The organism is Stenotrophomonas maltophilia group sp. LNF247, from assembly GCF_054083135.1.
In genome coordinates, this window is the sequence record NZ_JBSRQL010000016.1 from 86,984 (window position 1) to 112,860 (window position 25,877).

The 25,877-nt window shown below is 63.7% G+C and carries 23 protein-coding genes; 15 read left to right on the top strand and 8 right to left on the bottom strand.

From position 1 onward, the window contains the following. Positions 1-10 precede the first annotated feature (10 nt). Positions 11-655, bottom strand: a complete 645-nt coding sequence (locus ACTXG9_RS15485; RefSeq protein WP_080398799.1) for a DUF1629 domain-containing protein — start codon at positions 653-655, stop codon at positions 11-13. Positions 656-843: 188 nt separating this feature from the next. Next, entirely contained in the window at positions 844-1,221 is a 378-nt protein-coding gene (locus ACTXG9_RS15490) for a hypothetical protein (protein ID WP_188249992.1), read from the bottom strand. A 167-nt stretch (positions 1,222-1,388) separates the two neighbouring features. On the opposite strand from ACTXG9_RS15490, the gene ACTXG9_RS15495 reads away from it, so the two are divergent. From ACTXG9_RS15495 to ACTXG9_RS15515, 5 genes are all read left to right on the top strand, one after another. Further along, positions 1,389-1,598: a hypothetical protein gene (locus ACTXG9_RS15495; protein WP_188249991.1), complete on the top strand. Its 210-nt coding sequence runs from the start codon at positions 1,389-1,391 to the stop codon at positions 1,596-1,598. 91 nt (positions 1,599-1,689) lie between these two features. Continuing rightward, entirely contained in the window at positions 1,690-2,115 is a 426-nt protein-coding gene (locus ACTXG9_RS15500; RefSeq protein WP_188249990.1) for a TonB family protein, read from the top strand. Between the two features lie 453 nt (positions 2,116-2,568). Beyond that, positions 2,569-2,937 carry a hypothetical protein gene (locus tag ACTXG9_RS15505; RefSeq protein ID WP_188249989.1) on the top strand — a complete coding sequence of 123 codons (369 nt, stop codon included), beginning with the start codon at positions 2,569-2,571 and terminating at the stop codon, positions 2,935-2,937. 1,085 nt (positions 2,938-4,022) lie between these two features. After that, a complete protein-coding gene (locus ACTXG9_RS15510) occupies positions 4,023-4,334 on the top strand; it encodes an HNH endonuclease (protein ID WP_242015225.1) in 312 nt (103 codons plus the stop codon). Positions 4,335-4,437: 103 nt separating this feature from the next. Next, positions 4,438-4,551 carry an Eco29kI family restriction endonuclease gene (locus ACTXG9_RS15515; RefSeq protein WP_188249988.1) on the top strand — a complete coding sequence of 38 codons (114 nt, stop codon included), beginning with the start codon at positions 4,438-4,440 and terminating at the stop codon, positions 4,549-4,551. Between the two features lie 162 nt (positions 4,552-4,713). Here ACTXG9_RS15515 and ACTXG9_RS15520 read toward each other — a convergent pair whose 3' ends face one another. Both ACTXG9_RS15520 and aceE read right to left on the bottom strand, forming a co-directional pair. Further along, positions 4,714-7,896 carry an RNA-directed DNA polymerase gene (locus tag ACTXG9_RS15520; protein WP_198422719.1) on the bottom strand — a complete coding sequence of 1,061 codons (3,183 nt, stop codon included), beginning with the start codon at positions 7,894-7,896 and terminating at the stop codon, positions 4,714-4,716. Between the two features lie 132 nt (positions 7,897-8,028). Further along, positions 8,029-10,716, bottom strand: a complete 2,688-nt coding sequence (aceE, locus tag ACTXG9_RS15525) for a pyruvate dehydrogenase (acetyl-transferring), homodimeric type (RefSeq protein WP_012478970.1) — start codon at positions 10,714-10,716, stop codon at positions 8,029-8,031. 566 nt (positions 10,717-11,282) lie between these two features. Between aceE and ACTXG9_RS15530 the strand changes: the two genes are divergently transcribed. The 3 genes from ACTXG9_RS15530 to ACTXG9_RS15540 all read left to right on the top strand — a co-directional run bounded on the left by ACTXG9_RS15530 (position 11,283) and on the right by ACTXG9_RS15540 (position 13,493). Then, positions 11,283-11,843 carry a PadR family transcriptional regulator gene (locus tag ACTXG9_RS15530; protein WP_457654803.1) on the top strand — a complete coding sequence of 187 codons (561 nt, stop codon included), beginning with the start codon at positions 11,283-11,285 and terminating at the stop codon, positions 11,841-11,843. A 60-nt stretch (positions 11,844-11,903) separates the two neighbouring features. Beyond that, the gene (locus ACTXG9_RS15535; protein WP_457654804.1) at positions 11,904-12,701 is read left to right on the top strand and encodes a siderophore-interacting protein; all 798 of its coding nucleotides are present in this window, start codon (positions 11,904-11,906) and stop codon (positions 12,699-12,701) included. Positions 12,702-13,091: 390 nt separating this feature from the next. Further along, positions 13,092-13,493 (top strand): hypothetical protein, encoded by a 402-nt coding sequence (locus tag ACTXG9_RS15540; RefSeq protein WP_021202964.1) that lies wholly within the window; start codon positions 13,092-13,094, stop codon positions 13,491-13,493. Between the two features lie 299 nt (positions 13,494-13,792). Here ACTXG9_RS15540 and ACTXG9_RS15545 read toward each other — a convergent pair whose 3' ends face one another. Continuing rightward, positions 13,793-14,500 carry a YceI family protein gene (locus ACTXG9_RS15545; RefSeq protein ID WP_005415047.1) on the bottom strand — a complete coding sequence of 236 codons (708 nt, stop codon included), beginning with the start codon at positions 14,498-14,500 and terminating at the stop codon, positions 13,793-13,795. A gap of 86 nt (positions 14,501-14,586) precedes the next feature. Continuing rightward, a complete protein-coding gene (locus ACTXG9_RS15550) occupies positions 14,587-15,177 on the bottom strand; it encodes a malonic semialdehyde reductase (RefSeq protein WP_111098402.1) in 591 nt (196 codons plus the stop codon). 126 nt (positions 15,178-15,303) lie between these two features. Here ACTXG9_RS15550 and ACTXG9_RS15555 point away from each other — a divergent pair, with 126 nt between their 5' ends. The 6 genes from ACTXG9_RS15555 (at position 15,304) to ACTXG9_RS15580 (ending at position 19,328) form a co-directional block, all read left to right on the top strand. Next, complete coding sequence (locus tag ACTXG9_RS15555; RefSeq protein ID WP_456115824.1) at positions 15,304-16,293, top strand: mitochondrial fission ELM1 family protein; 990 nt, start codon at positions 15,304-15,306, stop codon at positions 16,291-16,293. 198 nt (positions 16,294-16,491) lie between these two features. Further along, positions 16,492-16,722, top strand: a complete 231-nt coding sequence (locus ACTXG9_RS15560) for a hypothetical protein (protein WP_005415044.1) — start codon at positions 16,492-16,494, stop codon at positions 16,720-16,722. Between the two features lie 48 nt (positions 16,723-16,770). Beyond that, a complete protein-coding gene (locus ACTXG9_RS15565; protein WP_456115825.1) occupies positions 16,771-17,622 on the top strand; it encodes a DUF2145 domain-containing protein in 852 nt (283 codons plus the stop codon). Positions 17,623-17,641: 19 nt separating this feature from the next. Further along, on the top strand, positions 17,642-18,145 hold the full coding sequence (locus ACTXG9_RS15570; protein WP_031269949.1) for a hypothetical protein: 504 nt from the start codon (positions 17,642-17,644) through the stop codon (positions 18,143-18,145). A gap of 34 nt (positions 18,146-18,179) precedes the next feature. After that, entirely contained in the window at positions 18,180-18,692 is a 513-nt protein-coding gene (locus ACTXG9_RS15575) for a hypothetical protein (protein ID WP_019662190.1), read from the top strand. 75 nt (positions 18,693-18,767) lie between these two features. Next, complete coding sequence (locus ACTXG9_RS15580) at positions 18,768-19,328, top strand: queuosine precursor transporter (RefSeq protein WP_019662191.1); 561 nt, start codon at positions 18,768-18,770, stop codon at positions 19,326-19,328. A gap of 207 nt (positions 19,329-19,535) precedes the next feature. Here the strand turns inward: ACTXG9_RS15580 and glnE are convergent, their stop codons facing one another. Continuing rightward, positions 19,536-22,331, bottom strand: coding sequence for a bifunctional [glutamate--ammonia ligase]-adenylyl-L-tyrosine phosphorylase/[glutamate--ammonia-ligase] adenylyltransferase (glnE, locus tag ACTXG9_RS15585; RefSeq protein WP_456115826.1), 2,796 nt, complete (start codon positions 22,329-22,331; stop codon positions 19,536-19,538). Positions 22,332-22,715: 384 nt separating this feature from the next. Between glnE and ACTXG9_RS15590 the strand changes: the two genes are divergently transcribed. Further along, positions 22,716-24,230: an acetyl-CoA hydrolase/transferase family protein gene (locus ACTXG9_RS15590; RefSeq protein ID WP_005407828.1), complete on the top strand. Its 1,515-nt coding sequence runs from the start codon at positions 22,716-22,718 to the stop codon at positions 24,228-24,230. Positions 24,231-24,364: 134 nt separating this feature from the next. Here the strand turns inward: ACTXG9_RS15590 and hglS are convergent, their stop codons facing one another. Next, positions 24,365-25,726: a 2-oxoadipate dioxygenase/decarboxylase HglS gene (gene hglS / locus ACTXG9_RS15595; protein WP_456115827.1), complete on the bottom strand. Its 1,362-nt coding sequence runs from the start codon at positions 25,724-25,726 to the stop codon at positions 24,365-24,367. Positions 25,727-25,877: the final 151 nt, after the last annotated feature.

A 25,877-nucleotide genomic window follows, 5' to 3' on the forward strand; every position in this document is an offset into this window, starting at 1 on the left:
ATCAGCGGACTCAGATATCAGCTGCGTCCGTAAACGATAGTCCTCGCGACTCGCCCCTACCACCGATGCCGGCGGCCAGAACCGCATCGCGCAAAGCGCTGTCACAGAAAACCAGGTTGCCTGAGTAAGGCGTTCTGAATATGTGCGCCTGGCTGATGACATCCTTTCGGAACGCCAAGGAACTCCCACCCCTGAGGTCGTAAAACTTGCCTCCGGGATAGCCCTCGTCGCGAACAATGCGGAGCTTTGACGCAGCTTCATCGACCGCATCGATCACTCGGGTCACATCGCAGAGGAAGTAGCGCGGCCCTTCAGATCCATTGGCGAGGCGGTATTCGCTCTCCGCAAACTCGAATCCGTTGGGATCGACAGAGACGAACGCGTTGCGCAAGCGCTCCGAGACGAGCCAGTAACCGCTCATTCCTCCTTCAAGATCTTCAGGAAGGCCCCCCTTCTTGGGCGAGTGAACCAACAGTGGTTTCTCTGCCAAAGGTGGAAATCCCCCCCCTTCAGGACGCAGGATCAACCGTGGAGGTGTGCGAAGTTTCTTCACATTCTCGAACACTACCCCGTGCCCCTTTCCCCCTCGCGTGGTATCCGGCATCAAGAGGAAGAATTCTCCACGTCTGGGCTGAGTTGACTCCATTTGCTCCATGATATTCATCCCTTACAAAATCCTAATTGCTAGCCTAGAGCCAACCTGAAGGAGAGGAAAGTGACCTCCTTTCATTTACGTGAAAGCTGGCGCCACGCCTGCCGCACGTTGCCCCTGCGTGACATAGCTGTCGTACGTTCCCAACGCACCGAAGCTCCAAGAGCTGGCACTCTCCAGCTTCAGCTCCGCTAGGCCAACACCAGATCCCCATTGATCAGCGCCACCTTCACCGTTTCCTGCAGCATCCTCACGGCCTCCACTGCCCGAACGATAGAACCTAGGTCGCCTTCAAGCGCCCCCTGCCCGTCCGGCGAGGCCTCGATGGTAGCCAACTGCTGCAACATGCCCTGTGAGTAGGCATCAATCGGCTCCTGCACATAGCGCGCGCATCCCAGCTCATCTGCGAACGCCTGCTCAATGGGCAGGTACAGCCAATTGTGTGCAGAGTTGATGTCGAACTCGCCCGCCGCCTGCAGATGGCGAAGCAGGTTGCTTCCCGCAACGATCGTGGGACCGATGATCAACTGAGAATCGAACAGCGCGTCATTGTCTTCGATGGCAGCCATGGGTCTCCTTTCCTATGGGTGTTGCGATGGGTAACTACGGTCCTCTTTTACTCTGGCATGCATTGGTACGCAATCGGACCACAATCAAATTTTGCGGACCGCCGACGGCGCGTCCCGCCGTGTGAGACCCATCGCAGCCACACTCCTCTTCTCACTGGAGGATGCCCATGATCAGAATCGACCCCACATGGCTGGAAGCCTTCGACAAGGAGCTGCTCCACCTGTTCGCCATCGACCACCGCGACGCCGGCATGGATGAGTACCTGCTGGGCTGCTACGCAGACCTCCCTCCACGCGAGGCTGCACTGGCGTTCGGCAGCGACTACGACCTGGAACGCGACGATGCGCTGTGGCCACGGCCGGGTGTGCCTGTGTGAACCGTGCAGCCGTCCGGCACGCCGGCATTCAAGGCAAGCGATGCCAGGGGATGGCCGCTATGCTGGCAGCGCACCGGAATGGAAGCCACGTATGCCCCGCCTGAACACCGCCCTGGCACTGAACCTCGTTCTGATGCTGCTGGGCACTACACCTGCCATGGCCATGGCGGCAGACCCGCAGGTTTCCACTGAAGTGTTCGTAGAGCGTGGTGACAACCCCACCTTCGAGCTGCAGCAGGCGCCTGCCGTTGTTTATTCAACGACCCCTGCCACGCCGCCCGATACCTTGCTGCAGGGTCCCATGCAGGTGCTGCTAGTCGCTCAGCTGGATGAGCTGGGCCACGTTTCCAACGTGATGGTGGTGCGGTCCAGTGGACTGCGGGAGATCGATCGTGCGGCCTTTACCGCAGTGGACCAGTGGCGCTTTGATCCGGTCGTGGTTGAGGGCGTCGCACGGCATGCGCGGGTTCGGGTGCGTCTGAGCTTCGTGCCTCCGGCCGAGGCGCCGCCCGGCTGAACCGCCGGCCCAATCTGTCGCGATTGACCCTACTCCATGGCCCTGACTGCGGGCATTCCTGCACTTGGGGCCAATAACGCCAAGCCCTTCAAGACCGTTGCGGCGCAATCGCTTGCCGGCTTAACACCGTGTGCGACAATGCCGAAAGCGTCAGGACTGGCAATCGCCGGTTCTGCAGTTTCTTGGCATTTGGTAGCTGTACGGGTATCTCTTCGCGTGCCACCGGAAAAGGGTGGCGCGGGACTCGAAAACCCGTCTATGTACCAGATGTATGCGCTTGCCGGCCGGCGCCACCTTTTGTGTGGCGCCGGCTGGCAATCCGTTCGCGTTCCATGGCGGACGGTGCGTGGGGATCTTCGGATCCGCCGGTCTGGTACATACCGGTTTTCGAGCCCGCACCGTCCGCCACCTTTAATTGGTGGCGCTGCTATCTGTCCTGTACGGAGCATTGCCATGAACACATCGGACTTCCGTTCCCTGCACGCGCAGTACAATCCGGATACAGCCGAGACCGAGCGCGAACCCTCCCCCGATCCAAACTCCTTCGTCGCCACGCTGCACCGCATCGGAACCGGTGCGGCTGCGGACGGCCAGCCGTGGCCGGAGCGGCATCAACTGCCTGGGCGGTGCCTTCAGTTGGCAGATGCGGATTGCGCGCTAGCCGGGTTGCGTGTGGTGGCGGAGCTGATGCTGGCTGCGGAGCGGACTCGGCAGAACGGCGCGCCCGAGGAGTACCTTGGGGATCGGATGATGGAAGGGTTGAAGATGGCGTGCGTGGCGTTGACTGCGCAGGTTGCTGAGCGGTTGCAGGTTAGGGAGTAGGGCCGGAGGCTTGAACCTCAAGTACTAAGCTGCCGGCTGTCGTCGCAGCCCTATTCTCCGCTCACCTCTGATCTGCAGGACTTCCAATGAAGTCACTGGGGTACGCAATACTGTGTTTGGCAGTGCTGATTGGTTCAGCGCTCGCCCACTTGCACCTGCCAAAAGGTGATCTGGAGCTGAAAAACTACCCCAAGGTCTCGGCTGCAGAGTTTGCTGTCATGCGGGAGGAAGCCCTAAGCGTAGCGGCTGAAGATGCGGCCCTCGGTACCGGGCGATTTGAAGCAAGGTACTTCGAGCTCGCTTGCCGAGGTCAGCCCGCTCTGCTGGTGGACAATTCCTCATCACAGTTGCTCATCCTAAGCTTCATAGGCCGAGCCAGTGAGGCGCATTGCGTTCAACCTCTGCTCCAGCGCTGGAGCAGCCGACTACTTCCGGCCGACTAGAGCTTTGCAACTGAACTCCACATACGAGACGTACCGACGGGCCTGAACAGCCTGCGGTTTGGACCAACAGCGCTACGCTCTTCCGTTCCAAGCCATTAGCAGCTCATTGTGTCGTTTACGGCATACTTTCCCCTGGGCGCCACGTGCAGTCGCGGACAGGGGAAAGCTGTGAGTAGGTGGACTGAAGAAGAATTGGCTGCTGCCGTTGAGGCGTATCGCCAAATGGAGGCTCGTCTTGCCAATGGATCAGCCCTTGAGAAGGCAAGGGTCTACCGGGAACTGGCGGCCCGCCACGGACGCACGTCCAAGGCCTGGGAATACCGAATGCAGAACATCTCCCATGTTCTAGATCAGGCAGGCAAAGCTTGGCTACCCGGGCTGCTTCCAGCATCGAACGTGGGCGCAAAGGTTGAGCCGAAACTTGCCAAGCTCCTCGGGCTTTCCGGTGAGACGCTCACGTCGGTCTCTGGTCCTACAAGAGGACTGTTGGAACAGGAGGCCAAAGCGGCGGAAGCATCTGGCAGTTTCTCCCCAACAGACGAGGTGGACGAGAGGCAGCGTGTGCTAGCAGCTATCGTTCGGCGCCGCGGGCAGCCTGCCTTCCGTAAAGCACTGCTGGACGCATACGGTGGCCGCTGTGCTATGACGGGATGCAATGTGGTCGATGCTCTTGAGGCAGCCCACATCCGCCCCTATTCCGGCCAGTCGAGTAACGTGGTCAGCAACGGCCTGCTGTTGCGCGCAGACGTTCATACCCTTTTTGACCTCTACCTTATCGCCGTGGACCCGAGGTCCTTGCGGGTGTCTCTGGCGCCTGCATTGCATCAGTCAAGCTATAGCGACCTCGTCGGTAAGGAACTGGCGTCCCCAATATCAGCGACGCTTTCGGCCAGCCCTGATTCGCTAGCCTGGCACCGGTCGCAGTGTGCCTGGGCACATAGCTGCTCCAGCTAGTTGCCTCAGCCTCTGAGACAACAGAGTAGGATCATTTGCTTCCTGGATGGTGCGCGTATGCGAGCAGGCACCGATACACCGCCGAATAAGATAGTGGAGTTCAATGATTGACGCATTCGGGCAGCGCACCCCAGGAAAAGGGCGGCATAATTGCATGAGGCCCCGGCGGGATGTAGTTCATCCTGGGCGCGAGTGGGCGCAGCACTTCGGTACTTAGGGTTGCCGAGGTTGCCGCATATCTCGGCGTTTCACCGCCAATCCGGGAGAGAGGTCCATTGCCCAAGGGGCGAGCGCCCCCGAGACAGCCTGAGCGTGAACTTAGCGGCGCCGTCACGAAGAACGGCGCCGCAGCAGAGATTACAGTCAATGGTCCAGGAACTCATCCAGCTGGGAAGCGCCTTCTGGATTTTGCAAGCTTGAATCCTTCTGGAACGGGCTTGAACTTATCCTGTGCGCCCGGCCATCTCTTGGACCGACTCTGGAACTTCCTCAGAGTGGAAATCTCCAAAGTGGCAGCAACGAGAAAATCGTTATCCCCGCCACGCACTCTCGCCAGATCTCGATCGAAGGATTTTTTTGCAGGAACCCGGATTCGGCTATCACCGTATTTCCTATTGTTTACCAACACGGTGTACGCATGAATATCTAACGCGGCTGATTCCACAAGCGATGAGAATGTGTCCAAATCCGGATTCCAGCAGAGAACAAAGAGTGCATCCACTGCACCTTGAAATGAGATGCGCGCCCTGCTGTTCTGTAGCTCAGAGCAAACCATAATACCAAAATTTACTCCATTGTGGATATATACAGTTCGAGCTTTGGAAGCCGGGAATCTTGATCGGTTGAAATTTTTCCACCTTTTCCCATGGATAGCCTGCAGCTCTTTGTCCTCATTAACCGCTGGCTCCAGTTTTGGCTGCCAAATTCTTGAAAATGAGGGAAAACCCATTCGATCGTCAGATAGAACCAAACAGGCCTCACTGTATACAACTTTTTTCGATACGTGGCGATACTCCGTTCCCGCAATGAGACTAATACCTGCATCTCCTAGCCTAGACGAGACACTTTCCACCCACTCAATGGGCAAGCAAAGCTCCGGGAATATTAGGTAGTCAGGACGATCCTTAAGACTTATCGCTTTATTAACGATCTCTGAAATTGCCTTATATCTAGATCGCGACAAACTTCCACTTCCGCATGCCATTGCGGCCCAATCGTTGTCTGCTGTCTCAACGCTAGGAAGTGCAACCACAACTTTGTCTTTACGTGAGGTACCAATCCGGGTGAAACGCTTCCACCGCTTTGACCCGGCATCATCCGCATCAACATCGTCAGCAAGAAGGGTCGGGCGGACCCATACTCCTCTTAACGCACGTGTATAGCGGGCCCATATTTGAGAAGGCGTCCGACCAGCCGCTCTCGCCAAATTAGGATCCACACATTCTGGCGCCAGCTCAGTAATCTCTGCCGGAGTCAATGGACGCGTTGGAAATACATACGGAAGAATGCTTTCCTGCTCGTCAGGGCCATCAAATTTTCGCTTCTTGCCGCTTTGCTCTACCGAAGAAAGAAATTCTTTTAGCGCTTCAACATCAAAGACGCTTGAATCGTTCAATTCATCGAGGAGTTGGGACTCTTGATCTTCTGGTATTGACTCGATCATCTTCGAGGAGAACTTTCCAAACATTATCTTTTTGAATGGCACCTTCGCAAGATCACTCCGTGCGACGGATTTGGCCACATCTCTGAATCCATAGCCGATATCCAAGCCGTCCTCCAGGTCCGAAACTCCCTCCTGCGAATGCTCAAGAGCGAAAATTTCCAGAAGCGATCGCTCACTAAATTTACGATCTGAAATTAGAACTTTGGGGCTAATGAATCTCATCAGAGCATCTGAGAAATGCATTGTAAGCGCCCTCCTCGCAGCCCCCCAAAGCACCGCAGATGAGATTGTGGAAACTCCATTAATGACGACAGCAGCCCCCTCCGGCACTGCCGCAGCGAGCTCTGTAAATGAATCATAGGATCTTAGGGCGATCCTCTTTGCGTCAGCCCACTCACTCATTGAGACAGCGAAACCCAGAAGCCTGGGAACATAGTCAATGTGAGAAAATATGGTGTCGGGCCGAAGAATATGGCTGTCTGCAAACTCATAGAACTGTTTCCGCTGCTCAGACCACTGAACGGGAGGCAGATCACTTGCCAGCGTTTCTACATGCCGAAGCTGAAGCGCCCAACTTAGCCTTCTTATTGTTAGGCCGTCTGCGCGCCGCAGCGTATCCGCACTATCACCGACCACGCCTGCTGCCGAGAGAACTCGAGCAGCCGTTGATCTTTCGAGATCGTCAGGGGATGGCATGAGCCGGTGCTCGCTTGAAAGAGCATTAATTTCACCTTCAATGCTATCAAGTAGATCCAGCCCTGCATTCCCCTGAAGCACAAACAACTTTTGTTTATTTGCCTGAAGTACTATTTCCGACTCACCAACCACATCCACGCCAAGATCGATCTTCCAAGAATCGTCAGCGACGGGCGCCTTGAGAACGCCATCACCAAGGCACCTGGAAAGATACTGCATGAACTGCGGACCACTATTAACCACACCATTGTCCCTAACAACAAGGAACATGTCGTCAACGTAGCGCCCGTAGTGGATTGGGGCCAGCTTTTCTTTGATTAGTCGATCCCACTTCGCGATGATTACGTTAGAGATCACGCGACTTGCAGTCAGACCAATTACCAACCCGCCGCGAAGATTCTCTGAATCAACCGAAAGGATTTTACAGAATGACTTAGCTCCATCGGACCATGCCTTAAGAAAGACAGAGAACTGTTCATTGAATTCCTTTTCATGGGCATCAAGATTGATTCCCAGCTCATCCAGAAGCCCTGGAAGAGAGATAGCACCCGGATCAACAGTGTGATAATAACTTTTTAAATCAAGCGACACCGCGATGACGTGCTTATCTGTTTCAAGCTCACGCCGAATAGCATTCAGGCCGTCGGAACGCCATTTCTGATAAGCCTGAAAGTAGGGCGGGAATGATCCGATCGATCTCGAATGAAAGTTTCCAGCACCATCTCCGTCCGGCCTCACTCGCCTGAGACGCGCGCCATAACAGGCCTTCGAAAGCTTTGCATCCAGCTTGTGGCCAATAAAATTTATCCAGAGGGCCGAAAGAATGTGCGCCTCTACTGGAAAGTCTCCAATGACCCGGAAATCCGGAATAACGTCAAAGGAATTTTTTATATTTTCAAAATTCCTTTTCGAGTTAGAGAAGTGCACATGGCCACAATTTTCAACATCGTGCTTTCGTTCGATCTTGAGTTTTTTTGGAATTAGCCGATATTCACCCAGGAGACCTTCAATCTTCGAAAATTCGCCTCCGGCCCTCAGCTGATCTAGAAACAACTTGAGATTACCAACGAGGTCAGCCTCATAACTGGCGAACTTCGCGGCTGATGGGAATGTCTTCTCAAAGAAACAGTCTGCTTTAGCCTTCCTATATGCAACAAGGAGATCGTGCAGAGTAACGCCAGCCCATCCTTCAAATTTCTTCATCGCTCGCATCCATGTGTGGCCCGCAGAAGGCGGAGCCGCCCCTGGCGTTAAGATCGCATGAATATATACATAAAAAAAGAGAGCGGCAGATGGCCGCTCTCTTTCTATCGATCCCAGGGCTGTGATCGCTAATCAAACCCCAACAGGATTAGCCTTCTCCGGATCAATCTTGTACTGCTTGATCGCCCGGGCCACATCCTTCGCGGTCATCTTCCCTTCCTTCGCCAGCGCCGCAATCGCGGCATGGGCGATGTAGTAGCGATCCACCTCAAAGAACCGGCGCAGGTTCGCACGCGTATCCGAACGGCCGAAGCCATCGGTACCCAGCACCGTATAAGACATCGGCACGAACGCACGGATCTGGTCCGCATACGCACGCACGTAGTCGGTGGCGGCAATCGCCGGGCCCTGGCGGCCTTCCAGCAGCTCGGTCACGTAGGCCTTGCGCTGCTCACCTTCCGGATGCAGGCGGTTGGCACGTTCCACGTCGAAACCATCGCGACGCAGTTCGTTGAAGCTCGGGCAGCTCCAGATGTCGGCGGTCACGCCGAAGTCCTTGTCCAGCAGCTCGGCGGCGGCAATGGCTTCGCGCAGGATGGTGCCCGAGCCCAGCAGCTGCACGCGCAGCTCGCCCTTCTTCGGCTTGCCGGCGTCGGTCAGCAGGTACATGCCCTTGACGATGCCTTCGGCCGCGCCTTCCGGCATTTCCGGGTGGGTGTAGTTCTCGTTCATCAGGGTGACGTAGTAATACTCGTCCACCTGGTCTTCCATCATGCGCTTGGTGCCGTGCTGCAGGATCACCGTCACTTCGAAGCCAAAGGTCGGGTCGTAGCTGCGCACGTTCGGGATGCCACCGGCCACCAGATGGCTGAAGCCATCTTCGTGCTGCAGGCCTTCACCGTTCAGCGTGGTGCGGCCGGCGGTGCCACCCAGCAGGAAGCCGCGGGTACGCATGTCCGCTGCCTGCCAGGCAATGTCGCCCACGCGCTGGAAGCCGAACATGCTGTAGTAGATGTAGAACGGCAGCATCGGCACGTTGCTGACCGAGTAGCTGGTACCGGCGGCCATCCACGAGCTGATCGCACCCGGCTCGCTGATGCCCTGCTGCAGCACCTGGCCGCTCTGGTCTTCGCGGTAGAACATCAGCTGGTCGGCATCGACCGGCTTGTACTTCTGGCCGAACGGCGCGTAGATGCCGATCTGGCGGAACAGGCCTTCCATGCCGAAGGTACGGGCTTCGTCGGCCACGATCGGCACGATGTGCGGGCCCAGTTCCTTGTCACGCAGGGTGATGTTCAGGCTCTGCACGAAGGCCATGGTGGTGGAGTAGCTGCGCTCGCCGCTGCTCTTCAGCAGACGCTCGTAGGCTTCCAGCTTCGGCGCCACGAAGGTCTTGTCGGCCTTGCGGCGGCGCTGCGGCAGGTAACCGCCCAGCGCGGCACGGCGTTCCTGCAGGTACTGCACTTCCGGCGAATCCGGGCCCGGGTGGTAGAACGGCACCTGGCCATCAGCCAGCTGCGCGTCGGTCACCGGAATGTTGAAGCGGTCGCGGAAGTGGCGCACCGCTTCGTCGTCCAGCTTCTTGGTCTGGTGGGTCGGGTTCAGCGCTTCACCGGCGCTGCCCATGCCGTAACCCTTCACGGTCTTGGCCAGGATGACGGTCGGCATGCCCTTGGTGTTCACGGCCTGGTGGTAGGCGGCGTACACCTTGTGCGGGTCGTGGCCACCACGGTTCAGGCGCCAGATGTCGTCGTCGCTCAGGCCGGCGACCATCGCGGCGGTTTCCGGGTACTTGCCGAAGAAATGCTCGCGGGTATACGCGCCGCCGAAGGCCTTGCAGTTCTGGTATTCGCCGTCGACGGTTTCCATCATCAGCTTCTTCAGGACGCCGTTGGTGTCCTTGGCCAGCAGGGCATCCCAGTAACCGCCCCACAGCAGCTTGATCACGTTCCAGCCGCCGCCACGGAACACGCCTTCCAGTTCCTGGATGATCTTGCCGTTGCCGCGCACCGGGCCGTCCAGGCGCTGCAGGTTGCAGTTCACCACGAAGATCAGGTTGTCGAGGCCTTCACGGCCGGCCAGGGCGATGGCACCCAGGGTTTCCGGCTCGTCGCTCTCGCCGTCGCCGATGAAGCACCACACCTTGCGGTCGGACTTCTCGATCAGGCCACGGTTTTCCAGGTAGCGCATGAACTGCGCCTGGTAGATGGCGGCCAGCGGGCCCAGGCCCATCGACACGGTCGGGGTCTGCCAGTAGTCCGGCATCAGCCACGGGTGCGGGTACGAGGACAGGCCACCGCCGTCCACTTCCATGCGGAACTTGTCCAGCTGCTCTTCGCTGATGCGGCCTTCCAGGAAGGAACGCGCGTAGATGCCCGGGGCGCTGTGGCCCTGGATGAACAGCAGGTCGCCCGGGTGGTTTTCGCTCGGGGCGCGCCAGAAGTGGTTGAAGCCCACGTCGTACAGCGTGGCGCCGGAGGCGAACGAGGCGATGTGGCCGCCCAGGTCACCCGGCTTGCGGTTGGCGCGCACCACGGTGGCCATCGCGTTCCAGCGGATGATCGAACGGATGCGCCATTCCAGCTCGGCGTTGCCCGGGCTCTTGGCCTCGAACTGCGGTTCGATGGTATTGACGTATTCGGTGGTGGGAGAGAACGGCAGGTAGGCGCCCGAACGACGGGTCAGTTCCACCATGCCTTCCAGCAGCTGATGCGCGCGCTCGGAGCCCTCGACATCAATAACGGCCTTCAACGACTCGATCCACTCCTGGGTTTCCACAGGATTCGGGTCGTTGTTCAGCACCTCGTTCAACCAGTTCATTAGCGCTCCCATAACCGCACGCACGCGCGCGACTGTTGTATAGATTTCTAGACCGCAAAGTGTAGCGCACCAAGGGCTTTCGTCACTTGGCTACGCAGGCGTATGGATGCATGCGGCCAGTGTCCGCAAGGCATGTCCCGCCCTGTCCAGCAGCAGGACAGGCCCCTGTTTCCGGCCGCTACGGCCTCTTGCGCCCGGTGCCCCGCTGTCGCATCAGGCCCGCTGCGTCCATGTGCAGGACGCAGTGTTACTGCTGCCGATGACGCTTCTGGGGCAGGTTGGGTGTCGGGGTCGGCCGCTTCCGGCGCCGGGCACTGAACCAGCGGCAACATGCCGCACCCGGCACTGGAAGTGCGCCGCTGGCGGCCGCAGGGTAGAGACCGAGTGCTGGCCGCAAGGCCCCGCTCCCTTCCACAGGTGCTGCCGGGGCGCCCTGCAAAGGGCGCCCCGTTTCTGCGCGCGCCGCCCGCCGTGGCCCAAAACAGACCCGCTTGTGGCCGGATCGAGTGTTGTCGCTTTCGACATATCGATATATCGTTTGCACACTCGTTTACCGATATATCGAAATGAGCCGTTCCCCTTCTCCCCGAGCCCGTTCCACCGATCCGGATGTGCCCCGCCGCAACGGCCAGCCACGCGTGCTGAGCCGCGGTGACCTGCGCCTGCTGGTGCTGGCCCTGATCGGCGAGCAGCCGCGCCATGGCTACGAGCTGATGCAGCTGATCAGCAACCAGTTCATGCAGGCCTATACGCCCAGCGCCGGCACCATGTACCCGCTGCTGGCCAGCTTCGAGCAGGCCGGCTGGGTCGAGGCCGAGGAAGTGGACGGCAAGCGGATCTTCCGCATCACCGCTGCTGGCGAGTTCGAGCTGAAGGTGCAGCGCACCCAGGTACGCCTGGCGCAGCGGCGTGCCTTCGACCGTGCCCGCGAGATCACCAAGGCTTCGCTGCCGCCGCCGCTGGCCTGCGCCCTGCGCGAATTCAAGCGGGCGCTGGTGCATCACCACGGCCGCTGGGCCGAGGGCGAGGCGGACCAAGTGGCGGCGCTGCTGACGCGGGCCTCGGCCCTGCTCAACGGTACGGCCGGTAGCGAGGCATCACCGATTTCAACGACCCAGCCAGACTGAATCCAGCCAGGTCTCCCCCATGCCGCGCGCCCCCGCGCGACACCTTTACAGGTAACCCCCATGACCGAACACAACAACACGCGCCTGCGCCTGGATGTGCGCTTCCGTGAACTGACCGTGCTGCGCACCGAAGAGGTCACCCCGCACATGCGCCGCATCGTGCTGGGTGGCGACGACCTGGCCGGCTTCGATTCGCCCGGCGCCGACGACCACATCAAGCTGTTCTTCCCCAACGCTGCGGGCGAGATGGTGCTGCCGGTGCTGACCGCCGAAGGCCGCAGCTACCCGGACGGCAAGGTGCCTTCGCCGTCGCGCGACTACACCCCGCGCTGGTGGGACCATGAAGCCGGCGAGCTGGCCATCGACTTCGTGCTGCACGACCAGGGCGTGGCCGGGCCGTGGGCCGAGCGCGCACAGCCCGGCGACACGCTGGTGATCGGTGGTCCGCGCGGCTCGTTCGTGGTGGCCGACACCTACGACGCCTACGTGCTGATCGGCGATGAAACCGCGCTGCCGGCCATCGCCCGCTGGCTGGACGTGCTGCCGGACGGTGCCGAGGTGCAGGCCTTCATTGAAGTGCGCGACGAAGCCGAACGCCAGGACCTGCCGCAGTACGAGAACGTGCGCATCCACTGGCTGGAGCGCAACGGCTTCCCGGCGGCCAGCAGCACCCTGCTGGAAGACATGCTGACCGACTTCGAGGCCCCGGAAGGTGATGTCTTCTACTGGATCGCCACCGAATCGCGCCGCGCCCGCATGATGCGCAAGTTCATCGAAGGCCACCTGGGCGTGCCGCGCGACTGGATTCGTTCCACCGGCTACTGGAAGGCCCACCCGGACGAAACCGACGGCGATTGACCGGGCGGCCGGTGGGTGCGGACCCTGCTTGGTGGGTGCGGACCGTTGGTCCGCACGCCCTTGACCATGTAGAGCCGAGCCCATGCTCGGCTGCTTTTCGCTCCACCCTCGCGTTACGCGCGATGAGCCGAGCATGGGCTCGGCTCTACAGGGGTCATCGGCGGCCATGCACATTCCCTGGTGGGTGCGGACCGTTGGTCCGCACGCCTTTGACTGTGTAGAGCCGAGCCCATGCTCGGCTGCTCTTCGTTCCGCGATCGGCGACCCTCGCGCTGCGCGCGATGAGCCGAGCGTGGGCTCGGCTCTACAGGTATTCCGCCGCCCGGTTCAACGCATCAGCCGGCAAGCAATGCGACAATCGCGCTCCTTTCCTGCAGCAACGAGGCCCACATGGCCAAACTGACCCTGGCCAGCGTGGATGCGCTGCGTACCCGCTTCGCTGATGACGCTGCCTGCGACGCGGCCTTGGCCGGCTTCGCCGACACCACTGCATTGCGCACGCCGCTGCGTGAGCTGGTGGAGGCACAGCACCGCTACCTGCAGGCCGAATTCGAAGTGGCGCAGGTGGCCGATGTGCTGCGCCGCGACCAGAAATACGCGCCGGTGGGCCGGCCTTCGGTGCATATCGTGCAGCTACGCAAGCAGCAGGCTGCGACCAAGCAGGCGGCGTTGATCGCCCGCCAGGTGGTGGCGCAGGCCGCGCAGACGTTCGTGCGGGTGAGCGGGCTGGCGGTGAAGGCCAAGCAGAGCCCGAGCGAAGCGTGCGTGGCATGGTTGGGCGCGTTGCGCTGAGCGCGCCGCGCACGATGTGATGGAACCGGCCAGCGCGTGATGGAACCGGCCAGCGCGTGATGGAACCGGCCAGCGGTAGAGTCGACTGTTAGTCGACTCGCGCGCGCAGCGCGGGGTTTTGGCATCCTGCGAAGAGCAGTCGACTAACAGTCGACTCTACCAAAGCGGCTTTCCGCGCAGTGCAGGTTTTCCGTGCAGTGCGGAGTTTCCGGGCGCCATCGACGCGGATCGCATTCGCAAAAAGAAGGCCCGCTTTTCAGCGGGCCTTCTGCCTTCTCACGACGAGTGAGTGGGGTGCATCAGGCCGCCGGCTTTTCGCCGGTGGCTTCGGTGGTGATGCGGATCTTCACTTCATCGCTGACGTTCGGGGCGTAGGCGCCGACGCCGAAATCGCTGCGCTTCAGGGTGGTGGTGGCATCGAAGCCGGCGGCCGGAACCTTGGCCATCGGGTGCTCGCCGCCGCCGTTGACGGTGACGTCCAGGGTGACCGGCTTGGTGATGCCCTTGATGGTCAGGTCGCCGGTGACGGTCAGCTTGTTGGTGCCGGCCGCTTCCACCTTGGTGCTCTTGAAGGTGGCATCGGCGAACTTGGCGGCGTCGAAGAAGTCGGCGCTCTTCAGGTGCTCGTCGAACTTGGCGGTGAAGCTGTTCAGGCCGCTCAGCGGCAGCTTCACTTCCACGGTGGACTTGGTCACGTCTTCGGCGTTGTACACCAGGGTGCCTTCAACGTTGCCGAAGTGCGCGCTGGGGTTGGAGAAGCCGAAGTGGCTCCACTGCGCCAGCACGTCGGTGTGGCTCGGGTCCAGCTTGTAGGTGCCCGAGGCGATCTTGATCGCTTCGGCGGCCGGCGCGGCAGCAGCGGCATCGGCGGCCGGGGTGGCAGCCTGCTCGGTGGTGGCCGGGGCGGCGGCATCGGCAGCCGGGGCAGCGGTGTCGGCCGGCTTGGAGCAGGCGGCGATGGCCAGGGTCAGGGCCAGCGGCAGCAGCAGTTTACGGGTGGCGCTCATCTGAGGAACTCTCCGGATCGTAGGGTGGGTACACGGTGCAGCAATGGCCCGCCGCGGAACAGCGGGCCCGAAACCGATACAGCGACTTACGCGATGCGCGCCGCTTCGTCGAACGACAGGCGCGGCAGGCGCGGGAACAGGCCCGCCGGATCACCGTAACCCAGGTTGACCAGGAAATTCGACTTGATGGAGGTGCCGGCGAAGAAGGCTTCGTCGACCTTGGCCGGGTCGAAGCCGGACATCGGGCCGGCATCCAGGCCCAGCGCGCGCGCAGCCAGGATGAAGTAGGCGCCCTGCAGGCTGCCGTTGCGGATGGCGGCTTCGTGGCGGCCTTCCTGCGGGCCATCGAACCAGGCCTTGGCATCGGTGTGAGGGAACAAGTACGGCAGCTTCTCGTGGAAGTCCAGGTCGAAACCGATGATGACGGTGACCGGCGCGGCCATGGTCTTGGCCAGGTTGCCTTCGGACAGCGCCGGGGCCAGTTTGTCCTTGGCCTCCTTCGAGGTGACGAAGACGAAGCGCGCCGGCGTGGTGTTGGCCGCGGTGGGGCCCCACTTCACCAGGTCGTACAGTTCCTTCAGCAGGCTCTCGGGGACCGGCTTGTCGAGGAAGGCGTTCTGGGTGCGGGCCGTACGGAACAGCTGATCAAGGGCGGCGGCGTCGAGCGCGTGGGACATCGGTGGATCTCCAGGGCGGCGAAAGGAAGTCAGTGCCCGCGGGCGGCGCGGGGCGAAACGACGAGCCGCAGTGTAGAGTGTCGCGACTGTTGCAACACCCAGCAGGGCTGAAACGAATTAATGCCAATGGTGAAACGATCGAGCGCGCCATGGACGGTCACCGACGGCCGTGCGGGCAATGTCCGCCAGGCGGTCGCGCTGGCCTCGGCACTGCGCCAGGGCACCCACCGACCGCTGCTCCTGCAACCGCGCGCACCCTGGCGCTGGCTGTCGCCGCGGCGCCTGCCCGGCGATGTGAATGGCTATGGCGAGGCCTTCGCGACACTGGCTGCCGAGGCCCCGGCGCTGGCGATCGGCTGTGGCCGCCAGGCCGCCGGTGCCCTGCGCGTGCTGCGCGCACGCGGCAGCCAGGTGGTGCAGATCCTCGACCCGCGCATCAGCGCCCGCCATTGGGACGTGGTGGTGGTGCCCGAACACGATGCCCTGCGTGGCAGCAACGTGCTCACCCTGCTCGGCAGCCTCAACCCGGTGGACGACGACTGGCTGGCCTGGGGCCGCGCCGCGTTCGCCGGCTTCAGCACCCTGCCCGGCCCGCGCACCGCACTGCTGGTCGGTGGGCCGACGCCGCTGGCACCGTGGGACGAGACCGCGATGGTCGGCGTATTCCAGGCGCTGGCCGAGCAGATCCGCAATGAAGGCGGCAGCCTGCTGGCAACCACCTCGCGACGCACGCCGCCGGCCCTGGCCGAGATCCTGCGCGCGAAGTTCGCCAACCTGCCGCACGTGATCTGGGGCGATGGTGGCGACGGTACCAATCCCTATGGTGGCCTGCTCGGCTGGGCCAACCGCGTGGTGGTCTCGCCCGATTCGGTGAACCTGCTCTCTGAAGCCTGCGCCACGCGCATGCCGGTGATGGTGGCGCTGGCCGAGACCGCGCAGGGCCGGCTGGCCCGCTTCCAGCAGCAGCTGCGCGAGCGCGGGCGGTTGCAGGCGCACTGGCTGGATTGGCAGTACGACCGCATCGAACCACTGCGCGAGACTGCGCGGGTGGCCGCGGAAGTGAAAGCGCGGCTTGGCTTTTCGCAAGAGCCCGGGAAACCAGCGAAGGAGTTGTAGAGTCGACTGTTAGTCGACTGCTGTTGGCGATACCGCTGAAAACCCCGCGCTGCGCGCGATAGTCGACTCTACCGCGCAGCGGCCCAAGCCCCGCGACGTGGCATGGCCCGCCGTTACCCGATCGCCCAGCATTTTCTGAACATTTCGATCCGACTGTGCGGTTAGAGTCCAGCTTCCCCCATCACGCTGAACGTCTTCATGCGCACCCTGCTCCTGCTGCCGCTGGCCCTGCTCGCTGCCTGCTCCACCGCGCCCACCGAGCTGGACCCGATCTCCTATCAGTGCCAGCAGCAGCTGGACGCGTACCGCGAGCAGCCGGCGCTGCGCGATCCGAAGACGGGCGAGCGCCCGCCGCTGCCGATCGCCCCGATCAGCGATGCCTGCGACAGGGAACTCCAGCGCAAGGGCGTGGATCGCCCGCTGCGCTGAGCAGCGTATGATCGGCGCGCGGGCCTGCCCGCCGCTGAAGGTACCGACATGGATCGTTTTGCCCGCCTGCCCCGTGCCACGCTGCTGATCGCCAGCCTACTGGCGACCGCACCGGCCTGGGCCGACAGCACCGCCTGCCGCGAGCGCTACCCGAGCGTGGCGTCGCAGGCGGCGATGCTGGACGTGGCCTGGACCACCGCCGAACGCCTGGACGCGCTGCCCGATGTGGACGTGGTGGTGGCCGCGCGCGGTGGCCAGGACCTGAGCCGCTACGGCCTGCGCCACAGCCACCTGGCCTTCCTGCTGCGCGAGGACGACGGCCGCTGGCGCGCGATGCACCTGCTCAACCGCTGCAAGACCGACAGCTCGCAGCTGTACCACGAGGGCCTCGGCAACTTCGTCGGCGAGAGCGGCGGCCATACCGACCTGCGCATCGGCGTGCCGTCGGCCCCCTTGCGTGCAGCGCTGCGCGCGATGCTGGTGCCGCCCTCGATCCAGCCCAAGGCGCTGCACGAAACCAGTTACAACGTGGTCGCCTACCCGTTCGCCACCGACTACCAGAACTCCAACCAGTGGGTGCTGGAGGTGCTGGCGGCGGCGATGGCGCAGGCCGAAGGCGCGCCGGCCATCGTCAAGCGCGAACAGGCACAGCAGTGGCTGCGCCAGCAGAAGTACCAGCCCAGCGTGCTGCATATCGGCCTCGGCAAGCGCGTGGGTGCGCGCCTGTTCGTAGCCAACGCCACCACCACCGACCATCCAGCCGGCGAACGCATCTCCGGCAACTATTCGGTGGTGACGGTGGAATCGGTGTTCGACTTCCTGCACCAGCGCAGCCAGCTGCAGCAGGAACTGGTGATCCCCCATGTGCCGGTGGCCGGTGCCACTGCCGCCACGCCCTGAATCCCGCAAGGAGAACGACATGCGTCCGCTGCTTACCTCTGTGTTGTCGATGGTGATCGTCACCGGCCTGGCCTGGTCCACGGCCGCCCACGCCGAACGCCGCATCGTGATCATCCACGACCCGGGTCCGCAGGGACCAAGCCTGGAAATGTCCACGCAGATGGTGGCCTCGGCCCGCGCTGCAGCGGCCAAGGAAGCGCAGGATGCCGCCGACGCCGGCCAGCCGCTGGCCCGCCCGCAGCAGATCAAGCTGCCGCAGATGGAGGTGAGTGCCATCTCCACTACCGTGGATGGCCGCCGCGAAGTGCTGCTGCGTGATGCCAACGATCCGCAGAACACCGCATCGATGCAGTATCCGCGCGGCGTCGGCGACCCGGCCGTGCAGTTCACCGTGGGCCAGACCGTGAATTTCGAGCCAACCGGCAACGACCAGGGCTGGCAGCTGAAGGACAACCAGGGCCGCCCGCTGGAGTACCTGCCCGAGGCCACCGGCCCGCGCGATATCTTCGATACCCGGCGCTGAGCCGCCGTCTCCCCCCCCTGACCAGGAGGTCTCCATGTTCCGTTGCCTGCGCGTTCCCGCTTCTGCATTGCTGCTCTCCGCGCTGCTGGTGCCCACCGTCCATGCCGGCGCCGCGCCGCAGTTGAACAGCAGCGAGGCCAGCGTGCTGATCACCTCGCTGATCGTGGTCTCGGTGCCGCTCGCTGCATCGGCGGGCCTGTCCGAACTGTCCAAGGCGCCGTTCAAGGCCAGCGAACGCAACGGCCGGGCCACGCGCACCAAGGCAGTGCCGCTGCCGCCGATGGAGGTGAAGAAGGTGGAGACCACGCCGGAGGGCGAGCGCCAGGTACAGCTGCAGGTGCCCGACAAGGCCGATCAGACCGCCACCCTGCGCTGGCCGGCGCGCGTACATGAAGACCAGACGGCGGCCTTCGTGGTCGGCCAGCGGGTGCATTTCGAGCCCACCGAGGCCGGTGCCGGCTGGACCGTGAAGAGCGCGCAGGGCCAGGCCCTGGCTTACGTCCCCACCGCCTACGCCGCCGGTGACGTGATGAGTGAAGCGCTGTAAAGCTGAACGACCGTTTTTGGTTTTGCCACGGCCGGGGCGGATAATGGGTGATCCCCTTTCTCCCTCTGGCTCGCCATGTCCGTGCGTCCTGCCCCTCTGTTTGCCCCGCTGACCCCGCGCGCCCTGGTGCTGGCGGTACTGGCGATGGGCGCGGTGGTGCTGCTGTCCAACGTGCTGGTGCAGTACCCGATCAACGATTGGCTGACCTGGGGTGCCTTCAGTTATCCGGTCGCGTTCCTGGTCAGCAACCTGATCAACCGCCGCTTCGGCCCGGGCCCGGCGCGCCGCGTGGCGTGGATCGGCTTCGCGGTGGCGGTGTTGTTGTCGATCTGGGTGGCCACCCCGCGCATCGCCATTGCCTCCTGCTCGGCGTTCATCGTGGCCCAGCTGCTGGACATCACCGTGTTCGACCGCCTGCGCCGTGGCAGCTGGTGGCGCGCACCGATGGTGGCCACCACCTGCAGCGCGACGGTGGACACCACCATTTTCTGGTCGATCGCGTTTGCCGGCTCCGCGCTGCCGTGGGTGAGCTGGGCCGCCGGCGACCTGGCAGTGAAGCTGGCGATCGGCGTGTGCCTGCTGGCCCCGTTCCGCGCGCTGCTGTGGAAGATGGCGCCGCTGCGCGCCACCAGCTGAACGCACATGCTCTGGTAGGTGCCAACCTTGGATGGCACATGAGCACGGTAGGTGCCAACCTTGGATGGCACATGAGCACGGTAGGTGCCGACCGTTGGTCGGCACGCTGCATCAGAGTTCATCACCGCTGACAGATTGTGCCGACCAACGGTCGGCACCTACCAACAGCGGATCATCCCCGGGCAATTGTTCTAATGGGTGCACCCATCACCCGAACGGCAACGCCGCCGCTCTGCACGCCGCCGTAATCGCCGCACACGCGTCTTCAATCGCAGGCGTGGTCGGCGCCAACCGCGGGCGCCGATCCAGCGTGCAGGCCAGGCCCACGTCCAGCAGCGTGGCATGCGCTCCATGCAGTGCCTGCGCGGTGGCATCCGGCAGGAAACCGGCAACCGCCAGCGCATCGATCAACGACGGCGTATCGCGAGGCTGCAGCAGCGCCGCATGCTGCGCACTGCGCGCCAGCACGCCGGTCTGCAGCAGGAACTCCAGGTCCACCACGCCGCCAGCACCCTGCTTCAGGTCCAGTCGTGCGGCATCGCTGCGGTCCAGCTCGGTGCGCATACGGCCGCGCATCTTCAGCACGTCGGCATACAGCACACCCATGTCGCGCTCACGCCCCAGCGTCTGTGCACGCACCTGCTCGAAGTCGGCCAGCAGGCTGGCATCACCGGCCACGCCGCGTGCGCGCACCAGGGCCTGGTGTTCCCAGGTCCATGCGCGTTCGCGCTGGTATTCGGTGTAGCTGGCCAGCGAAGACACCAGCGAACCCTTGCCACCGTCCGGGCGCAGGCGCACATCGATGTCGTACAGGCGCCCGGCAGCCGTGACTGCACCGAGCAGCGCCATCACCTTCTGCGCCAGCCGCGCATACCAGCGGCCCGGCTCCAGCGGGCGCGCGCCATCACTGGCATCCACGCCGGCCGGGTTGTCGTGCAGGAACACCAGGTCCAGATCGGAACCGAAGCCCAGTTCAAGCCCACCCAGGCTGCCGTAGCCGATGATCGCGAAACGTCCGCCGGGAATCCCGCCGTGTGCGGCGTGCATGTCCGCTTCGGCCATCGCCAGTACGGTGATCACCACCGCCTGCGCCAGTTCAGCCAGTTGCCGGGTGCTGTCCACCGCGCCCTGGCGGCCATCCAGCGTGGCCATCGCCATGCGGAAGCTGAGCGCCAGCCGCGTCTCGTTGAGCCAGCGCAGCGCGGATTCGGGATCCTCCACCGCCAGCACCTGCTGGCACTCGGCCAGCATGCCGGTGGCATCCGGCATCGGCCCGGACACGCGTACGTCCAGCAGTTCGTCCAACAGCAGCGGATACGCCGCCAGGCGCTCGGCCAGCAGCGCACTGCGCGCCAGCACATCCACCAGCCGCGCCAGCGCACTGGGCTGCTCGTCCAGCAGCGCGAGATAGCTGGTCCGGCGCAGCACCGCCTGCAGCAGGCCAAGCACACGCTTGAGCGCGGCGTCGGGTTGTGGCGAGCGCGTGGCCGCATGCAGCAGTGCCGGCAGCACGCGATCCAGCCGCGCACGCGCCGCATCGGACAAGGACTTCACGCCGGTGCCCTGGGCGAAATCGCGCAGCGACTGGTCAGCGCCGTTGGCATCGAGGAACCCGGCTTCGGCCAGCAGTGGTGCGTTGCTGCCTTCGGGCAGGCTGCGCCAGTAGTTGGCCAGCGCGTCGGGCGCGGCCTGGCCCTTGCGCGGCGCCAGCAGCGCGGCAAATTCAGTACTGACCCGCTGCTGCTGTTCGGCCAACGCCGCGCGCAGCACGTTCCAGTCCGCATGGCCGAGGCCGACGGCGATGCGTTCGCGGTCCAGCGCGTCGCTGGGCAGTACGTGGGTCTGCGCGTCGCGCAGCATCTGCAGGCGGTTCTCCAGCCGGCGCAGGAACAGGTAAGCCTCGCGCAGTGCGGCGCCATCCTCGGGCGCGATCTGTCCGGCAGCGACCAGTGCATCCAGCGCCACCAGCAGGCGACGCTCGCGCAGTGCCGGTTCACGGCCACCGCGGATCAGCTGCAGTGCCTGGCACAGGAATTCGATTTCGCGGATGCCACCGGCGCCACGCTTGATGTCCTCGTGCAACTCGCGGCGCGCGACCTCGGCGGTGATCGCGGCCTTCATTTCGCGCAGGCCATCGAGCGCGGTGAAATCGAGGTAGCGGCGGTACACGAACGGGCGCAGGGTCTGCAGCCACGCTTCACCGGCGGCGATGTCGCCGGCCACCGCGCGCGCCTTCAGCCACGCGTAGCGTTCCCAGTCGCGGCCCTCGCGCTGGAAATACTGGTCCATCGCCGCGAAGGACAGCGCGACGCGGCCGGCGCTGCCGAACGGACGCAGGCGCAGGTCGACACGGTGGCTGAAGCCATCGACGGTGGTTTCGTCCAGCAGCTTGGCCAGGCGCTGGCCGAGGCGGGCGAAATACTCTTCGGCGGCCAGCGCGCGCGGGCCATCGGATTCGCCGCCGTGCGGATAGGCGTAGACCAGATCGATATCGGAACTGAAGTTGAGCTCGCCGCCGCCCAGCTTGCCGAGGCCGAACACGACCAGCTGCTGCGGCGTGCCTTGGTCATCGGCGATGACGCCATGGCGCTGGGCGAATTCCTGCTGCAGGGCCTCCAGCGCCAGCCGCAGGCAGTCTTCGGCCAGGGTGGTGGCGCCGGCCAAGGTCTGCGCCACGTCGTCCAGCCCGGCAAGGTCGCGCCAGATCAACCGTGTGGACATCGCCGCACGCCAGCGCCGCAGCTGTGCCGGCCAGTCGCTGGGCTGCAGCGGGTCGAGCACCGGCGCCGGGATCGGCGGGCAGCCGGGCGCGGCCAGCTGCGCCAGCAGCGCAGGTTGACGCACCAGGGTGTCCAGCGCGAAGTCGCTGGCCACCGCCAGCCGGGTCAGCAACGCCAGCAGGTCGGCCGGGATGGGCTCGGGCAGGACCTGGGCCAGGCGCGCCAGGGCGCGGTCGACAAGAGGCTGCAGGGAGACGGGCAGATCAGCGGGGGCGAGGGTCATGGGCTGATTGTATCGACCCGGTCGGCACGCAACGGACCCGGTAGTGCCGGCCGCTGGCCGGCAGATCCCATGATCCTGCCGAAGGTTGCTGCAGTTGCCGGCCAGCGGCCGGCACTACCGATAATGGAGGCCGCGTATTCATACTGGGCGACAGGCAATAAAAAAGCCCGCTTGCAGCGAACTGCCAGCGGGCTCTGCTCCCTCCCCCACGTCGGGATGCAGGGCCATCGTGCGGGCTGCGAAAGCACTTTGCACGCTGCACTGCAAAACAAAACCGACGGGTTTGGGTGAGCCCCTGGGGAAAAGCCATTCCACGAAGGTAGAACCCCCCGTACGGATGAGGATGGCCGATAATCGGAATTCCCCCCAGCAACACGTGTCGTCATGTCTGTTGATCGCATCGCCAACGCGCGTCTCCGTGACCGCGTGGTCTCCGCAGAGGCCGCAGCCGCGCTGATCCAGCCCGGTGAAACCGTGGCCATGAGCGGCTTTACCGGCTCCGGGTATCCCAAGGCCGTTCCCGTCGAACTGGCCCGCCGCATCGAAGCGGTGCATGCCCAGGGCAACCCTTTCCAGATCAAGCTGATGACCGGCGCCTCCACCGCGCCGGAACTCGATGGCGCGCTGGCCAAGGCCGATGGCATCGCCATGCGCATGCCGTTCCAGAGCGACCCGGATGCGCGCAACCGCATCAACGAGGGCAAGCTGGACTACATCGACATCCACCTCAGCCACGTTGCCCAGCACGTGTGGTTCGGCTTCTACGGCGAGATCGATACCGCCGTGATCGAAGTCTCGGCCATCCGCGAGGACGGTTCGCTGGTGCCCTCCACCTCGGTCGGCAACAACAAGACCTGGCTGGACCTGGCCAAGAAGGTGATCGTCGAGGTCAACGAATGGCAGCCGGCCGGCGTCGACGGCATGCACGACATCTACTACGGCACCGCGCTGCCGCCGCACCGCAAGCCGATTCCGCTGGTGAACGCCAACGACCGCATCGGCGACACCGCGCTGCGCTGCGACCCGGACAAGATCGTGGCGGTGGTGCGTACCAACGGCCCCGACCGCAACAGCCCGTTCAGCCCGATCGATGCGACCAGCGAACAGATCGCTTCGCACCTGATCGAATTCCTCAAGCACGAGGTGAAGAAGGGCCGCCTGCCGCCGAACCTGCTGCCGCTGCAGTCGGGCGTGGGCAACATTCCCAACGCGGTGCTGGCCGGCCTGGCCAAGAGCGGTTTCCGCGACCTGGCCGCGTTCACCGAAGTGATCCAGGACGGCATGCTCGACCTGCTGCGTGATGGCGTGCTGAGCTACGCTTCGTGCACCGGCTTCGCGCTGAGCCCGCAGGCCAACGAGACGTTCAAGGAGAACATCGATTTCTACCGCGAGCGCATCATCATGCGCACGCAGGAAATCTCCAACCATCCGGAACTGGTGCGCCGCCTGGGCTGCATCGGCATGAACGGCATGATCGAGGTGGACATCTACGGCAACGTCAATTCGACGCACGTGATGGGCACGCGGATCATGAACGGCATCGGCGGTTCCGGCGACTTCGCCCGCAACGGTTTCCTGTCGGCGTTCCTGAGCCCGTCCACCGCGAAGAACGGCACCATCTCGGCGATCGTGCCGATGGCCAGCCATGTCGATCACACCGAGCACGATGTGTCGGTGATCGTCACCGAACAGGGCCTGGCCGACCTGCGCGGGCTGACCCCGCGCAAGCGCGCGCAGGTGCTGATCGACAACTGCGCGCACCCGGATTTCCGCCCGCAGTTGCAGGATTACTTCGACCGTGCCAGCCGTGAGAGCTACGGCAAGCACACCCCGCACCTGCTGCCGGAAGCGTTGTCGTGGCACCAGCGCTGGCTGGATACCGGAACGATGAAGGGCTGAGGCCCGCTTCTGTAGAGTCGAGCCATGCTCGACTCTCCATCCCAGTGCAGCCGAGCATGGCTCGGCTCTACAAAGGGGCCGCTCCGCAGAATCCCTGTAGAGCCGAGCCCACGCTCGGCTCCACGGCAAGCGGTTTACCCACGCAGCGCCGCCAGCGATTCGGCCTGCAGCCGCTCGTAGATCTCGAACTCGTCGTTCACCGCCACGCCCAATGCCTGCTCGAAGGCCTCGCGGTTGGCATGCGCGGCATAGGCGCGCTGTTCTTCGCCACCCAGGTTCGACTGGAAAATGCCTGCGGCGCTGACCGGCAGGAAATCCTCGTAGACGATCGGGTCAGCCGTGGCCAGGCCGGCGGCCACCAGCACTTCAGCGGGAAGATCGGCCACGCGCTCCGGCGCGGCGCGGCCGGCGTCGGTCAGCTGGTAGCGGTAATACCCCAGGCCTTCCTGGCGCAGCGTGTCATGGTCATCCGGGAAGCTGGCGAACACCGCCTGCAGGCGCTGGCCGTAGTCGCCGCCGGTGCTGCCTTCGCCACCGGCATCGCGGGCCTGCGACAACAGTTGGTCGTACAGCGCGCGGCCCTTCGGGGTGAGCGCAAGGCCGCGTTGTTCGATCTCGCCGAAGCGCGCGGTATGGGTGCCGGCATCGCCGCCTTCGCCGCCCGGGAAATGCACGGCCTCTTCCAGTGCCTTGAAGCTGGTCTGGCGCAGCAGGATCGGGCAGGCGCGGCGCGGCGGGCCCTCGATCACCGCCTTGGCCGCCATGCCGTGTTCGATCATCGCCGCCTGCGCAGCGTCGATGTCCAGCGTGCGCGGGGTCAGGTGGTTGATGTGCGGGCCACGGAAGCTGACCACGTCGGCCACCAGGCGATGCGCGTTGTGCAGCGCGTGGTAGGTCGGCAGGTCGACCGTGGCATCGCCGTGCCAGCGGAAGGTTTCCAGTGCTTCCTCGACGAAGCGCTCGGCATCGGCCTGCGCCAGGCCACCGTCACGCTCGGCCTGGTCGATCAGCGCCAGTGCGCCGTCGGTAAAGATGCGGCGGCGTGACAGGATCTTCGCCGACTCGGCACGCAGCGCTTCATCTTCGATCAGTTCCAGGCGCAGCAGCGAGGTGAACACGCGGAACGGATTCTGTGCCAGCGCCGCGCCGGTGAGTGGGCGGAACGCGGTGGAGTGCACCGGCACGCCGGCCACCGACAGGTCGTAGTAGCCGACGGGGTACATGCCCATCACCGCGAACAGGCGGCGCAGCGTCGCCAGCTCCTGCGCGGTGCCGACGCGGATCGCGCCATGACGCTCTTCATCCAGCCGCGCACGCTCGTCGTTGCGCTGCAGCTGCGCGGCCAGCGTCGGGTCATGGGCAAGCACCTGCGCGTTGATCCGCTCCACCAGTTCCACCAGCGTGCCGTACAGCGGCACTTCGGTGCGGTACATGCGGGACATGGCCTGCGCAAACAGGCGGCGGATCACATCAGGCGAAACGAAAGAGGCGCTCATCAGTCACTCGATTACGGGAACGGGGAACAGCTCGGACCCGTATTGTCGCCGGAGCGCCCGGCGGCGGCGATACGCAGAGCAACATAAGGAAACCGTACGACAAGGGCTACATCCTGCCGGGCCTGGGCGACGCCGGCGACCGCATCTTCGG

Excerpts from the sequence above, each read along its gene's own strand:
- ACTXG9_RS15580 (WP_019662191.1), top strand. The coding sequence starts at position 18,768 with ATGTCCGTGCGTCCTGCCCCTCTGTTTGCCCCGCTGACCCCGCGCGCC.
- ACTXG9_RS15505 (WP_188249989.1), top strand. The coding sequence starts at position 2,569 with ATGAACACATCGGACTTCCGTTCCCTGCACGCGCAGTACAATCCGGAT.
- ACTXG9_RS15540 (WP_021202964.1), top strand. The coding sequence starts at position 13,092 with ATGGCCAAACTGACCCTGGCCAGCGTGGATGCGCTGCGTACCCGCTTC.
- ACTXG9_RS15560 (WP_005415044.1), top strand. The coding sequence starts at position 16,492 with ATGCGCACCCTGCTCCTGCTGCCGCTGGCCCTGCTCGCTGCCTGCTCC.
- ACTXG9_RS15565 (WP_456115825.1), top strand. The coding sequence starts at position 16,771 with ATGGATCGTTTTGCCCGCCTGCCCCGTGCCACGCTGCTGATCGCCAGC.
- ACTXG9_RS15520 (WP_198422719.1), bottom strand. The coding sequence starts at position 7,896 with ATGAAGAAATTTGAAGGATGGGCTGGCGTTACTCTGCACGATCTCCTT.
- ACTXG9_RS15485 (WP_080398799.1), bottom strand. The coding sequence starts at position 655 with ATGGAGCAAATGGAGTCAACTCAGCCCAGACGTGGAGAATTCTTCCTC.
- glnE (WP_456115826.1), bottom strand. The coding sequence starts at position 22,331 with ATGACCCTCGCCCCCGCTGATCTGCCCGTCTCCCTGCAGCCTCTTGTC.
- aceE (WP_012478970.1), bottom strand. The coding sequence starts at position 10,716 with ATGAACTGGTTGAACGAGGTGCTGAACAACGACCCGAATCCTGTGGAA.
- ACTXG9_RS15510 (WP_242015225.1), top strand. The coding sequence starts at position 4,023 with ATGACGGGATGCAATGTGGTCGATGCTCTTGAGGCAGCCCACATCCGC.
- ACTXG9_RS15495 (WP_188249991.1), top strand. The coding sequence starts at position 1,389 with ATGATCAGAATCGACCCCACATGGCTGGAAGCCTTCGACAAGGAGCTG.
- ACTXG9_RS15570 (WP_031269949.1), top strand. The coding sequence starts at position 17,642 with ATGCGTCCGCTGCTTACCTCTGTGTTGTCGATGGTGATCGTCACCGGC.
- ACTXG9_RS15545 (WP_005415047.1), bottom strand. The coding sequence starts at position 14,500 with ATGAGCGCCACCCGTAAACTGCTGCTGCCGCTGGCCCTGACCCTGGCC.
- ACTXG9_RS15575 (WP_019662190.1), top strand. The coding sequence starts at position 18,180 with ATGTTCCGTTGCCTGCGCGTTCCCGCTTCTGCATTGCTGCTCTCCGCG.
- ACTXG9_RS15550 (WP_111098402.1), bottom strand. The coding sequence starts at position 15,177 with ATGTCCCACGCGCTCGACGCCGCCGCCCTTGATCAGCTGTTCCGTACG.
- ACTXG9_RS15500 (WP_188249990.1), top strand. The coding sequence starts at position 1,690 with ATGCCCCGCCTGAACACCGCCCTGGCACTGAACCTCGTTCTGATGCTG.
- ACTXG9_RS15530 (WP_457654803.1), top strand. The coding sequence starts at position 11,283 with ATGAGCCGTTCCCCTTCTCCCCGAGCCCGTTCCACCGATCCGGATGTG.
- ACTXG9_RS15535 (WP_457654804.1), top strand. The coding sequence starts at position 11,904 with ATGACCGAACACAACAACACGCGCCTGCGCCTGGATGTGCGCTTCCGT.
- ACTXG9_RS15590 (WP_005407828.1), top strand. The coding sequence starts at position 22,716 with ATGTCTGTTGATCGCATCGCCAACGCGCGTCTCCGTGACCGCGTGGTC.
- ACTXG9_RS15515 (WP_188249988.1), top strand. The coding sequence starts at position 4,438 with ATGATTGACGCATTCGGGCAGCGCACCCCAGGAAAAGGGCGGCATAAT.
- ACTXG9_RS15555 (WP_456115824.1), top strand. The coding sequence starts at position 15,304 with ATGGTGAAACGATCGAGCGCGCCATGGACGGTCACCGACGGCCGTGCG.
- ACTXG9_RS15490 (WP_188249992.1), bottom strand. The coding sequence starts at position 1,221 with ATGGCTGCCATCGAAGACAATGACGCGCTGTTCGATTCTCAGTTGATC.
- hglS (WP_456115827.1), bottom strand. The coding sequence starts at position 25,726 with ATGAGCGCCTCTTTCGTTTCGCCTGATGTGATCCGCCGCCTGTTTGCG.